This is a genomic window from Providencia sp. PROV209, assembly GCF_028479485.1.
GTDB lineage: Bacteria > Pseudomonadota > Gammaproteobacteria > Enterobacterales > Enterobacteriaceae > Providencia > Providencia alcalifaciens.
Genome location: NZ_JAMPNR010000024.1, coordinates 1 through 13,224 on the forward strand (window position 1 = coordinate 1; position 13,224 = coordinate 13,224).

The window sequence follows — 13,224 nt, forward strand, 5'->3', positions numbered from 1 at the left end:
TTGCCAAGTGCCCATTCAGATTACTGTCTGCATAGGCAAAGGGGTTTTGTAACGAGTAACGTACCCCTGCCTGTGCTGCAAGATGGATAACGCGGTCAAAATTCTCTTGAGTACACAGCACCAACACTTTTTCACGGTCTGTGATATCAAGAGGAATAAAGCGGAACTGCGGATATTGTTCAAGAATATGCAGGCGAGACTGTTTCAAACCCTGATCGTAATAAGCGTTCATGTTGTCGATACCGACAACTTCATGCCCATTTTCTAACAGTCTTTGGCACAATCTAAAACCAATAAATCCAGCACTTCCCGTGACCAAATATTTCATATTTGTTATCTTCTTTCGTTATTAAATGATGGTTTATCAATATTCTAGCATTAATTAGAGATAAACTACTTAGCCTCATCTTTATTGGCGACACCCAGCACATGATAAACATAGTGGCGGTAACCATCGAGTAACTGCTTATCTTCACAGTCATTTAGTTTACCGTCACACAAATGGCGCATCTTAATATTGGCTTCATAAAACGGTGATACTTTGAGATTTGCACGTTCCAATAACATTCCACCTAAGAATGAAATATCTGTTAATTCACCCGACTTTATTGAAGTGCCTGATTTCAGATTATCTCGTAAGGTGAACTGCGTTGTATACGCAGGTGAAGAGAATGGAGACTGGTATTTATTTAAACTGATACCCGGTTGATGATCCCCAAAATAGAGGAACATAAGTGGACGTTGACGTTTTTCCATAAACGCAACAAAATCACGAATAGCATCATCTGAGTGGACAATTTTTTCCATATAGTGACTAAACTCACCGGCTGAATCTTTATTATCAAGTTTATCTTTAATCCCATAATCATCACTGTGTCCCTCTTTATAAGGTCCGTGTTCATACATGGTTAAAGAGAAAATAAAGACCGGTTTATCGGTTTCTTGTGCCAAAATTTCTTTCACATACTTCAGCATATCTTCCGTGCTGATCGTCCATAAATTATCTTGCAACTTACCTGGGTAACCCAACTCCTGCGGTTGAATAATTCGGTCAACCCCCAAGGTTTCATATGCATGCCCAGAGTGATAAGCCCCTTTATTAAACGGCGTCAGTACGACCGTATAATAGCCATTCGCTTTCATCTCTTTAAATAAGCTGTTATTTAAATGGTCAACGACAAAATAGAACACGCCACTTTTTTGTGCACCAAAATCATCGCTATTTAATCCAGTTAATGCCGAAAATTCGGATAACCACGTACCACCGCCAAAGGTTTGTACGCGCATCGGACTGTGTGCAACCAAATTAGCATCTTGCTGGAACATAAATAATTCTGGCAATTTAGTTCCCGCAGGCAAATCGTAAACTGTTGGATTAACTGTAGATTCTTGTAATAGCAATACAATGTCAGGCTTTTCGGTTTGCACGTTATTCACAAGAGAAATATTCGCGGCTTTTTGTTCGAAATAGCTAGAATCGCCTACAAAATGCGGTGATTTATATTTTGCATTCTGTGCAGACATAACCAAGTTAGTGACTGTACCACGCCCTTTAGGTAAGGTTTGTGACCATTTATCGAAGTAATGCGTACTTGCCCAATCAGCACCGAAATACCCTACAACAATCATAAGCACACTCACCACTCGGGATATCCATCGTTTGCAGGGTGTGGACAAACGCCAACTGATCACACCATTGATGATAAGCAGAATAAATAATCCGAGAACCGCCACTCCCGCTAACCAATAGTGGCCTAATGTCCCTAAGTTAGAGGTATCCGTCATCAAATTAATGTCCGTGAAGAAAAGTTGCTCTTTGTAATAGTGCACTTTCAACTGGTTAAACATTTTGATGATAATAAACAGGGTGCTTGTGATAATTGCAGAGAAAAGCCAGCGTGCTGTCAGCGTAAATAGGGCGCCAAAAATGACAGCATAAACACAAATGGAAATCAGACCTGGGTAGATAACGCCGCTTTTTTCAAAGACTAAAAATAGCGAGCCAATAAAAATCAGCGCCAGATAAATACTCGCAATTAGTTTTTTATTCATTTGATTTCCACAATTCAAAAAATATCAGGGTTAATAAAACAGCCAACATTATAACGACGATAACACGACAATTTATTCAACGAAAATGCCTTTGTCTCGTAAATAATGCCCATCCTCTTTACGTCGAGTGAAACCACTCTTGTCAAAAAACTCTAAAATTTGGATGGCGAGCTTACGCCCAATACCGAGCTCATTACGAAAATCAGCGGCAAAAATCACCTCATGCTCAGTACAATAGCGCAAAATAATCTGCGCAAATTGACGAATTTGTTCACTGCTATAGTATCTGTCTCTCACAATCGCAATGATGAGTCCCATTTGCGCTGCTTTTTTCAAAACGCGGCGAATCGTGTCTTCATCATGACCTGTTTCTACCGCAATATCACGGACCCAACGTGCTTCAGGATGAGAAAACAGCCCTTCCACTTGTCGCCAAATCTCTTGTTGTTTCGCATCAAACACTAACCCATGTTGCGGCATATGCAGCCAACCACGAGTCTGTTTTATAGTTCCCTCGGCAATCAAATCGTTAATCAGTTTGAAGACCAAGTTTTCTTCCATCGTGGGTAATGCCATGCGTTTTAAACGCGCTTTACCAACGCCAATCTGATCGCTATGAACTTCATTAAAGTTTTCAAGGGATTGGATAAGCTTATCTTTGGCAACCTGCGCTTTAAACTCAGACAACACCACATCCCCGACACGCACAATTGCCACTTGCTCCAATAGCGAATTTAATGCGAATTGGGTGAGCTGACGCGCCCAACCGTAGTTGTTTAAGTTTAGCTCACCGCTGGGTAGCTGTAAGTTCAGCTGTGTAAGCTCATCATTCGTTGTACACAGGCGGGATAACCAATCAAGAAATTCAGGCTGTCTTTTACCACGACGCGGAGAGACTAAGCGGATAACTCGAGCGCCCGCCAGCGTTTGTCGTGCACTGATATCACGGATAATTAAGCGATCGTTATCCACCAGCCACAGTGGTGTATCTAAAATCAACTCAGCCAACATCGGCGTTTCGCCCACTTCTGTGAGCAAGGAGACTCGCCCTGTAATATGGCTAGCACCATGGTAAAGGTGCACTGACTGCCAATGCTTGAGTGGGGCATCACACGCGAGCTCCACAATCACACGAGATGCAATAAACGCAGGCTGTTCTGCAAGTAACCAATCACCACGGGTGATCGACTCTTTATCGATATTCCCGGTTAAGTTAAGTGCAACACGGTCTCCTGCTTGCGCAAACTCGGCCATTTGGTTTTGGCGATGGATCCCACGAATACGCACCGGGGTATCTGCCCCCGTGACCCATAAAGACTCACCTACACTCACTTTGCCTGCCAGCGCCGTTCCTGTTACCACAATCCCCGCGCCTTTCACATGGAAAATACGGTCAATCGCTAAACGAAAACGTCGTTGCAAATCGATATCAGCATCTTGTTGTTGATGCAGCTGTTGTAGGTATTGGCGCAGTTCATCAATACCTAATCCTGTACTGGCTGACGTGATAAAGAGGGGAGCATTTAACCAACCTTGACGGCGCAGCTCTGATTGAACTTGTTGAATGACTTCATCCACGCGATGCGCATCAACACGGTCGGCTTTCGTTAAAACAACCGTAATAGCTTGGCAGCCCGCAAGACGTAAAATAGCGAGGTGCTCAAGGGTTTGAGCCATCACCCCATCATCACAGGCGACCACTAACAGTGCGTGGTTAATACCACCAATACCCGCCAACATGTTAGCGAGGAATTTTTCATGCCCAGGAACGTCAATAAAACCGATTGAACACCCATCTGACTGAGGCCAATAAGCATAGCCAAGATCAATGGTCATTCCCCGTTTTTTTTCTTCCGGCAAGTGCGCCGTATTAACGCCTGTCAGCGCTTGAATTAAGGATGTTTTACCATGGTCAACATGACCCGCAGTCGCAAAAATCATGACAATAAAGCCTGTACTAATCCGTGTTCATCATCAAGACAGCGTAGGTCTAACCATAATTTGCCATCTTTTAAACGACCAATCACGGGTTGAGGTAATTGACGCCAATCGCTAGCAAGACGTTCTAAGCCGCCGCCTTTCCCATCAAGGGGAGCAAACGTAATGGCGTAGCTCGGTAATCGGTCTACGGGCAGTGAACCACTACCAATCTGCGACAAACACGGTTCCGCTTCCACGAAAAAACGGTCGCCATAATACGCTTGTAGCTTCACTAAAATATTGTCGGCACTCTGTTTGATAGTATCTTGAGAACGCGTTAACCAGCGCAATGTTGGAAGTTCAGCAGTTAATTTTTCCGGCGTCAAATAGAGCTTCAGGGTCGCTTCTAATGCTGCCAGTACCATTTTATCCACGCGAAGTGCACGTTTTAATGGGTGTTTTTGAATGGCATCAATCCATTTTTTCTTACCAAGAATGATCCCCGCCTGAGGACCTCCTAGTAGTTTGTCTCCAGAGATGGAAACCAAATCAATGCCTTGAGATAAATATGCTTGTGGCATTGGCTCCGCGGGTAGCCCATAGGCAGTCATATCAATCATGGAACCACTGCCTAAATCAATCGCTGTCGGTAATTGGTATTTTTGCCCTAATTCCGCCAGCGCTTCCCCTTCGACTTCCGCAGTAAAACCTTCAATACTGTAGTTACTGGTATGCACTTTCATTAATAACCCAGTTTGGTCATTAATCGCATTTTCATAATCCCGTAAATGCGTTCGGTTAGTCGTACCAACCTCGACTAACTTGCATCCCGCTTGAGCCATCACATCAGGAACACGGAATGCCCCCCCAATTTCCACCAGCTCACCACGGGAAACAATGACCTCACGCTGCTGGGCAACCGTCGCTAATAACAGTAAAACAGCCGCCGCATTGTTGTTCACAATACAGGCATCTTCAGCACCAGTAAGTTGACACAGTAAGTCAGCAATGGCGCGGTCGCGATGCCCGCGCGTTGCGCCATCAAGAGAATATTCTAAGGTAACGGGTGAACTCATGACTTGCGAAACTGCATGAACCGCAGCATTGGACATCACTGCACGCCCTAAATTGGTGTGCAACACTGTCCCCGTCAAATTGTAGACGTTTCTTAATGCGCTTTGTTGCAGCCTATCATGGCGAACAGAAAGTTCTGCTAACCAATCACCGTGCCAATCCGGTAAACATCCGTCTTGTGCAATAGACGTTCGAGCTTGTACCTGCATTTCTCGTAAACATTCGGTTACCCAATGCAAACCCGATTTTTCCACCAATATTTGCGCTTCATCGAATTGCAAAAGCTTGTCGATGGCTGGCAGTTGACGATATAGCGCGGCATTTGATTCAGCCATAGTCACTCTTCTCTTACTGTGCTGCTAACGGTTATTTTTCGCCGGGGAATAAGAATGGGTTAATGCTGCTACGGGCAAAACCTTCTTCTTCCATACGTGCATCTAAAATGATCGAGGCTAAATCATCTGCCACGGCTTCCACTTTCGCTTCTTTTTCTTGATATAGCACTTTCAAGTAACTGCCGCAGTCACCACAACTTTCTGCCTTCACTGCAGCATTTTCATCATCTAGTGACCAGTAGTTCAGATCGCGAGTTTGTTCGCAGTTACTGCATTTCACACGGACCATGTGCCACTCTGTTTCACACAACGTGCAGTGCAGATAACGTAAGCCTTGAGTTGTACCAATTTGGACAATGCTCGATACTGGCATGCTGTTGCATACAGGGCAAAAATGACGATGGTCGCCATGTTCAGCTCGCGCTTTACCTGGAATATTTGCTGCCATCTGCGCCCAATACACAGACAATGCCGCCCAGATAAACATCGATTTATCCGCAGGGACTTTTTCGAACTGTTCGTTTAATAACGCAGTTGCCATCTCTTCGAGTTCAGCTTCAGATGCTTTTTCTAAGTTTTCAAGGGCAGTACGTACAGAATCCGGTACGATCGGCATCAATTCAGCAATGATTGAAGTCAGTAATTTGTGCCAATGTGCCGTGCGAGGGAACGTTTTTGCATCTAATGGTGGCGTATTTGTTGCCGTTGCACGAGCTAAAACCGCTTCCATGTCCATCTCTAATGGATTGTCATGTTGAGCATTATTTTGCGCTGTTGCCACTTCAGCGGCGAAGTTCAGATAATCTGCAAAAGGATGCTCACCAATGCCTAATTCTTTCAATCTTTCGGCACGACGTTGGTAAAGGTTTTTTAAATTCGGGAATAAAACAGGCGGAATAAAACCGATGCCTTTCTCTTTTAATCTTTCTTGACCTAATTCTTCTTTCGGGACGATACGAATACCCATTGCTCTCTCTCTTTTATATTTTTTATAACAACTTACTCCGAGAAATTGCCTATTCGCATTTCCCCGCAAGCCTCTAAGAAAATATTCGATTAACCAGCAAGTCTTGCCGTTGTACCCGTCAGGATAAAACAAAAGTCACTGATAGGCTACTCTAGCCCTCGAATATTCACCGTCATTAACCCTTACTTATATAAGGGAATAACAAATTCATATTAGGGTGTTTTTATTTGATATAAATACCGTTATTTCCATGATGTTGATTAGATTGCCGCATATAATGGTATACACTTTCTCCGCACATAAGGTGACAATATGACGTCATTATTTAACTTCGAAGCGAAGTCTCACACACCTTTCTTTTTATTGCTTGCCTTTATTGGCGGATTTGTCGATGCCTGTTCATTTGTCATATTTGAAGTTTTTACCGGTCATCTGACGGGAAATAGCATTCTCAGTATGATTTACCTCGCCAAAATGAATATTGGTATGCTACTCCTCTCTGCAATCTCCATATTAGGATTTTTTGCAGGAACATTTTTGGGTTCGTGGGTTAGGCTCAAGCATAGCGCAATTGTGTTATACCGCTTTGTCCTAGGTCTGGTATTTATAATTTTTAGCAGTGTTTTTATTGTTTACTTTTTCATCCAGCCGTTATATTCCCCAGACTTAGCCATTTTACTCATTAGCTTATCAATGGGGATTCAGAATGGTTACTTTAATAAGGCGGGAACTGTCGGGATCCATTCAACCTATGTGACTGGTATGACGACATCCTGCATTAATGCCTTTTTGAAAAACGTCTCCGGTGACAGTAGCAAAAAAGTCTTACTGTTTGCGGTACTCTCGTTTATTGCGGGTGGCTTAGCCGGCGGGGTGTTATCCGTTCATTACCAGTACGTCGGATTCTCTGCGGTATTACTTCTCTTGGGATGTGCACTGATTTATAGCTTTACAATCCGTGATTAACCCAACCCTTTTTCACCATAAAAAAGCCCACAATAGAGTTGTGGGCTCAGACCATTGACAAACCCATTCGGTTTGGAAATGGCTCTTTTGGATTGTAAAATTAACAAGGAAAATCAATTTATTGATTTTCGCCTGATAACACAAAGAGGGAAAAACCACGCTTTTATCCCTCTTTGTCAGCAAGCCAAGCCCACAACAGAGTTGTGAGCTTGATTCATCGAGATAAAACCCTTAGTTTTTCTCTTGCTGCTCTTTCTGCTGTTTCTCTTTAGCAACCAGCTCACGATACCAACGCGGGTGGTGCTTTCTCGCCCAACCACGTGTTACCCAACCTTCAACCATCGCACGTACTGAGCCTTTGACCCAGATTGCTGCATAAGCGTGAACGATAATCATCAGGATCAAGCCAATAGCTGACAGCGAGTGAATAATAATCGCTGCGCGATACACTGGAATTGGGAAGTAATCCGCAAAGAATGGACGCCACATAATCACGCCACTCACAACCAGTGCCAACAAGCAGATAGTGACGACCCAATACACCCCTTTTTGACCAAGGTTGTATTGTCCTACATCACCCGCTTCTTCGTTTTTCAGGACTTTACCGATATTTTTCGCCCACTTGATATCATCTTTATTGATGAAGTTATGGTGAAAATAACGGAAGAACATAAACACGAACAGCAGGAACATCGCCGTACCCACGAATGGATGCAAAATTCGAGACAGCTGTGGAGTGCCTAAAATGTTCATAAACCAGTTCAAGGATGGGAAGAAAAAGCCCAACCCGCTGATGGCAGTGAACAAGAAGCAAATCACAACCGCCCAGTGATTGATCCTTTCAATCGGTTTGTGGCGAATAATTTTGTCGTTATCATCTGGCATCATTTCTGATCCTCCCCTTCTTTTGATTTCGAAGTGTCAGATGACATTGCATCATGCAAATCTTCTAGAGCCTCTTCTTCATCTTTCTTGGAGACGCGGTTTGGACCAATTCCCACATAGTGGAAAATCGCCGCCGCAAATGTTGCAGCAAAACCTACCGCTGCCATCGGTTTCCAGATACCTTTCCAGAAGGTGACTGTTGGACTGATGGTCGGATTTTCAGGTAACCCATGATACAACTGCGGCTTATCCGCGTGATGCAATACGTACATAACGTGCGTACCACCCACACCTTGCGGATCGTATAAACCTGCATTTGCATAACCACGCGTTTTCAGCTCTTCAACACGCTCACCAGCCATGCCAATCATGTCTTCCTTCGAACCAAAGTGAATGGCTCCTGTTGGACATGTTTTCACACACGCTGGCTCTTGACCGACTTCAACACGGTCAACACACAGCGTACATTTGTAAGCACGGTTGTCTTCCTTGTTGATGCGTGGCACGTTGAACGGGCAACCCGCGATACAGTAACCACAACCGATACAGTGTTCAGATTGGAAATCCACGATACCGTTTTTGTACTGGACGATAGCGCCTTCTGATGGACATGCCTTCAGACAGCCAGGGTCAGCACAGTGCATACAGCCATCTTTACGGATCAGCCACTCAAATTTATCGTTCTCTTCAACTTCAGAGAAGCGCATAACCGTCCATGACTTCGCGGTTAAATCCGTTGGGTTGTCATACACCCCAACGTTAGTCCCGATTTTGTCACGGATATCGTTCCATTCGGAACACGCAACCTGACACGCTTTACAGCCGATACAGGTTGTGACGTCAATCAGCTTTGCAACTTCTTCCTTATAGTCCCGCACCTGAGGTGCGGGAGTCAGGGAATTGGTGGCAGAGCGACGAATAATGTCCTGTGATTGCATTGACATAATTTATCTCCTTACACCTTTTCCACATTGACAAGGAATGATTTAAATTCCGGCGTCTGAGTATTCGCATCACCAACATAAGGTGTCAGCGTATTCGCAAGAAAGCCTTTCACCGCTAAACCTTCAAAGCCCCAGTGAATTGGAATACCGATGGTATCGATGTCTTTTCCATCCACTTGTAGGGTTTTAATTCGTTTGGTGACAACCGCTTTCGCTTTGATGTAACCCCGCTTAGAACTCACCTTAACCGTATCACCTTGCTCGATGCCTTTCTCTTTCGCTAAACGTTCACCAATTTCAATGAACTGTTGAGGTTGGATAATGGCATTTAACAACGCATGCTTAGTCCAATAGTGGAAGTGTTCGGTTAAGCGGTAAGTCGTGCCCACATATGGGAACTCTGTCGCTTTACCCATTTGTGCCCAGTCGTCTTTAAACACACGAGCAGCAGGGTTTGAAACCACATTTGGATGCAGTGGGTTAGTATCTAACGGCGTTTCGATTGGTTCGTAGTGCTCAGGGAACGGACCTTCTGCCATTTTATCCAGCGCAAATAAACGACCCATACCTTCTGGCTGCATGATAAATGGACCTACACCGCTTCCTGGTGCCGCAGTGCTGTAGTCAGGAATATCCATACCTACCCACTTGCTACCATTCCACTCAAGGATTTGACGCTTAGGATCCCACGGTTTACCCATTGGGTCAGCGGATGCACGGTTATAAATAACGCGGCGGTTCAGTGGCCATGCCCATGCCCAACCTAATGTATTACCCAGACCCGTTGGGTCGGAGTTATCACGGTTAGCCATTTGGTTACCTTTCGGCGTCCAGCTACCAGAGAAGATCCAGCAACCACTTGCTGTAGTACCGTCATCACGTAATTGAGCAAACGAGCTAAGCAGTTCGCCTTTTTTCACAATCACATTGCCATCAGCATCTTTCAGGTCTTCTAACGCATAGCCGTTACTTTCTTGAGCCACTTCTTCCGGCGTTGGGTTATCGCGGTCAAGGTAGTCCCACGTCATGCTCAGAACCTGCTCAGGTGCCGCGCCGCCTTCAGCTGCGTACATTTGGCGTAGACGATGATAGATACCTGACAGGATTTCACCATCACTGATAGCTTCACCTGGGGCGTCCGCACCTTTCCAGTGCCACTGTAACCAACGCGCGGAGTTTACAATCGAACCGTTCTCTTCAGCGAAGCAGCAAGATGGCAGACGGAACACGGTCGTTTGAATTTCTTCCGGTTTCACATCGTTCATTTCGCCGTGGTTTTGCCAGAAGTTTGCAGTTTCTGTATTCAGCGGATCGATAGTCACTAAGAATTTCAGCTTAGAAAGTGATTTCGAGACTTTGTTTTTGTTCGGGAATGAGGCTAATGGGTTAAAGCCTTGGCAGATATAGCCATTCACTTCACCTTTATCCATCATGTCGAAATAACGTAAAACATCGTAGCCCTGATCCCACTTAGGTAACAGGTCGAAGCCCCAGTCATTCTCTTTCTGCGCTTTATCACCATAGAAAGTCTTCATTAAGCTAACGAAGAATTTAGGGTAGTTACCCCAATAGTTCACTTGCCCAGCAACTGTTGCCTTCGGCGTGTTCGCTGCTAAATAGCTTTCTAAGGTCGTTTGTTTTTCTGATGGTAACGTCAGGTAGCCCGGTAAGCTCTGTGATAACAGACCTAAGTCAGTCAGACCTTGGATGTTTGAGTGTCCACGCAATGCGTTAACACCACCACCTAACATACCCATGTTACCCAGCAGTAACTGGATCATCGCCATGGTACGAATATTTTGCGCACCGATGGTGTGTTGGGTCCAACCCAGCGCGTATAAGAAGGACGCTGTTTTGTCTTTCGCGCTCGTTTCTGCAATGTATTCGCAGACTTGTAAGAAGTCTTTGATTGGCGTACCACAGATGTTGTTAACCACTTCAGGGGTATAACGGCTAACGTGTTCTTTCAGTAAGTTCAGAACACAACGCGGATTTTTCAGAGTTGGATCGCGCAGCGCTAAGCCGTTCTCATCCATCTCATAGTTCCACGTCGTTTTATCGTATTGACGTTTTTCAGCGTCATAGCCTGTGAACAGACCGTCATCAAAACCGAAATCTTCACGGATAACTAAGCTAGCGTTAGTGTACGCCTCAACATATTCACGTTGAATTTTTTCGTTATCCAGCAAGTATTTAATAACACCTGACAGGAAGGCAATATCAGTACCTGAACGAATAGGCGTGTAAAAATCCGCCACAGCCGCAGTACGGGTAAAGCGAGGATCGATTACGATTAATTTGGCTTTGTTATGGATTTTTGCTTCCATCGCCCAGCGGAAACCAACTGGATGCGCTTCTGCCGCATTACCACCCATAACAACGACTAGGTTTGCGTTTTTAATATCAACCCAGTGGTTGGTCATCGCACCGCGACCAAATGTTGGAGCAAGACTTGCTACCGTTGGTCCGTGTCAGACACGCGCTTGGTTATCCACGGCAAGCATGCCGAGGGCGCGACTAAATTTTTGGGTGACAAAACCTGTTTCGTTACTTGCCGCTGATGCACACAGCATACCGGTGGTTAACCAACGGTTGACCGTCACACCATCTTTATTCTGTTTAACGAAGTTTGCATCACGGTCTTCTTTCATTAACTTGGCGATGCGGTCAAACGCGTCGTTCCAAGTGATGCGTTTCCACTCGTTAGTGCCTGGTTCGCGAACTTCTGGATATTTGAGTCGACTTTCACTGTGGATAAAGTCGATTAATCCTGCACCTTTAGGACAAAGTGCACCACGGTTTACCGGATGATCCGGGTCCCCTTCGATATGAAAAATGCTTTCTTTCGCATTTTTCGCGCCATCACCTAGGCTGTACATTAACAGCCCACAGCCGACAGAACAGTAGGTACAGGTATTTCGAGTCTCTTTAGCACGCAATAATTTATACTGGCGTGTAGAGGCTAATGCAGTTGCTGGAGCAAAACCCAGCGCCGCTGCCGTTGTACCTGCCATACCGCCAGCGCAGATCTTAAAGAACTGCCTTCTGCTGACTTGCATGGGGGATCTCCTCATATACATTGCTCATGTTTACCTAACTTCATCACCAAGTTTGAGGTAAACTGTTCTTATTCAACGTCTTCCTTACGTATTCAGGTTCATTGCCTGATAAATGGTGTAAATTCTTTTTACCCATATCGAATATTATGTATCATTAGTGATAGGAATTCATCTAATGTATGAAACAAATACTACAAATAACTCTAGATTATCTAAAATGATCGGCGTTCACCCTACAACTGTGCAACAAAAAAATAACCTCGGTTCACTGGTTAATGATTTCGTTGCAGAAGAAATCCCTATCGCGCTCGTCTATAACGGCATATCCCATGTGGTAATGATGGCGACACCAAAAGATCTGGAGGATTTTGCTGTCGGATTTTCATTATCAGAAGGGATTATACAATCCCGTGATGAAATTCGCGGAATTGATATTGTTCAAGGCTGTCATCGAGGTATTGAGGTGCATATCGAGCTGTCGAGCCGCCGCTTTATGGCGCTCAAAGAGCGTCGGCGTAATCTTACAGGGCGAACTGGTTGTGGTATTTGTGGCACAGAACAACTCGACGAGATTTTCAAACCTCTCACTCCGCTGCCATTCACTCAAACATTTTCCTTATCTTACCTCGATAATGCCCTGCAAGAATTGAAGACAGTTCAAGAAATTGGCGCATTAACAGGTTGTACTCATGCTGCTGCATGGATTTCTCCTGAAGGTCATCTCGTTGGAGGATGCGAAGATGTGGGTCGCCATGTGGCGTTGGATAAGCTACTGGGAATGAAAAGCCGCTCTGACTGGCAACAAGGCGCTATTTTGGTGTCTAGCCGCGCAAGTTATGAGATGGTACAAAAAGCCGCAAGCTGTGGTGCGGAAATTCTGTTTGCGGTTTCAGCCGCAACGTCATTGGCGATTGAAGTCGCCGAGAAGGCCAATTTAACGCTAGTGGGTTTTTGCCGCCAAGGTAAAGCCACCGTATTTACCCATCCGAGTCGGGTGAGGGATTGAATCCAAACGTGAAACT

10 protein-coding genes are annotated in these 13,224 nt (G+C 44.9%); 2 read left to right on the top strand and 8 right to left on the bottom strand.

Going from position 1 to position 13,224, the window contains the following annotated elements; translation table 11 throughout:
• The 5 genes from PR795_RS16495 to fdhE form a co-directional block, all read right to left on the bottom strand.
• Positions 1 to 328, bottom strand: a 328-nt coding sequence (locus tag PR795_RS16495; RefSeq protein ID WP_272516954.1) for an SDR family NAD(P)-dependent oxidoreductase, incomplete at its 3' end; no start/stop codon positions are given.
• Between the two features lie 65 nt (positions 329 to 393).
• Entirely contained in the window at positions 394 to 2,052 is a 1,659-nt protein-coding gene (locus PR795_RS16500; protein WP_036978802.1) for an LTA synthase family protein, read from the bottom strand.
• Positions 2,053 to 2,124: 72 nt separating this feature from the next.
• The gene (gene selB / locus PR795_RS16505; RefSeq protein ID WP_181480406.1) at positions 2,125 to 3,993 is read right to left on the bottom strand and encodes a selenocysteine-specific translation elongation factor; all 1,869 of its coding nucleotides are present in this window, start codon (positions 3,991 to 3,993) and stop codon (positions 2,125 to 2,127) included.
• Positions 3,990 to 5,381 (bottom strand): L-seryl-tRNA(Sec) selenium transferase, encoded by a 1,392-nt coding sequence (gene selA / locus PR795_RS16510; protein WP_272516955.1) that lies wholly within the window; start codon positions 5,379 to 5,381, stop codon positions 3,990 to 3,992. Before selA ends, selB begins: the two co-directional genes overlap by 4 nt.
• Positions 5,382 to 5,412: 31 nt before the next feature.
• Positions 5,413 to 6,348 carry a formate dehydrogenase accessory protein FdhE gene (gene fdhE / locus PR795_RS16515; RefSeq protein ID WP_006663241.1) on the bottom strand — a complete coding sequence of 312 codons (936 nt, stop codon included), beginning with the start codon at positions 6,346 to 6,348 and terminating at the stop codon, positions 5,413 to 5,415.
• Positions 6,349 to 6,660: 312 nt separating this feature from the next.
• On the opposite strand from fdhE, the gene PR795_RS16520 reads away from it, so the two are divergent.
• Positions 6,661 to 7,314: a YoaK family protein gene (locus tag PR795_RS16520; protein WP_006660601.1), complete on the top strand. Its 654-nt coding sequence runs from the start codon at positions 6,661 to 6,663 to the stop codon at positions 7,312 to 7,314.
• Between the two features lie 231 nt (positions 7,315 to 7,545).
• Here the strand turns inward: PR795_RS16520 and fdoI are convergent, their stop codons facing one another.
• Genes fdoI through fdnG form a run of 3 tightly spaced genes read right to left on the bottom strand, consistent with a single transcriptional unit; the run spans position 7,546 to position 12,202 of the window.
• Positions 7,546 to 8,202 carry a formate dehydrogenase cytochrome b556 subunit gene (gene fdoI, locus PR795_RS16525; RefSeq protein WP_006660603.1) on the bottom strand — a complete coding sequence of 219 codons (657 nt, stop codon included), beginning with the start codon at positions 8,200 to 8,202 and terminating at the stop codon, positions 7,546 to 7,548.
• Positions 8,199 to 9,143 (bottom strand): formate dehydrogenase subunit beta, encoded by a 945-nt coding sequence (gene fdxH / locus PR795_RS16530; RefSeq protein ID WP_006663242.1) that lies wholly within the window; start codon positions 9,141 to 9,143, stop codon positions 8,199 to 8,201. Before fdxH ends, fdoI begins: the two co-directional genes overlap by 4 nt.
• A gap of 11 nt (positions 9,144 to 9,154) precedes the next feature.
• Positions 9,155 to 12,202, bottom strand: coding sequence for a formate dehydrogenase-N subunit alpha (fdnG, locus tag PR795_RS16535; protein WP_154630360.1), 3,048 nt, complete (start codon positions 12,200 to 12,202; stop codon positions 9,155 to 9,157).
• A 175-nt stretch (positions 12,203 to 12,377) separates the two neighbouring features.
• On the opposite strand from fdnG, the gene fdhD reads away from it, so the two are divergent.
• Entirely contained in the window at positions 12,378 to 13,208 is an 831-nt protein-coding gene (gene fdhD, locus PR795_RS16540; RefSeq protein ID WP_036966985.1) for a formate dehydrogenase accessory sulfurtransferase FdhD, read from the top strand.
• Positions 13,209 to 13,224 lie beyond the last annotated feature (16 nt).

Bases quoted from the DNA above. Each gene is read 5' to 3' on its own strand.
- PR795_RS16500 (WP_036978802.1), bottom strand. From the start codon at position 2,052: ATGAATAAAAAACTAATTGCGAGTATTTATCTGGCGCTGATTTTTATT.
- selB (WP_181480406.1), bottom strand. From the start codon at position 3,993: ATGATTTTTGCGACTGCGGGTCATGTTGACCATGGTAAAACATCCTTA.
- selA (WP_272516955.1), bottom strand. From the start codon at position 5,381: ATGGCTGAATCAAATGCCGCGCTATATCGTCAACTGCCAGCCATCGAC.
- fdhE (WP_006663241.1), bottom strand. From the start codon at position 6,348: ATGGGTATTCGTATCGTCCCGAAAGAAGAATTAGGTCAAGAAAGATTA.
- PR795_RS16520 (WP_006660601.1), top strand. From the start codon at position 6,661: ATGACGTCATTATTTAACTTCGAAGCGAAGTCTCACACACCTTTCTTT.
- fdoI (WP_006660603.1), bottom strand. From the start codon at position 8,202: ATGATGCCAGATGATAACGACAAAATTATTCGCCACAAACCGATTGAA.
- fdxH (WP_006663242.1), bottom strand. From the start codon at position 9,143: ATGTCAATGCAATCACAGGACATTATTCGTCGCTCTGCCACCAATTCC.
- fdhD (WP_036966985.1), top strand. From the start codon at position 12,378: ATGTATGAAACAAATACTACAAATAACTCTAGATTATCTAAAATGATC.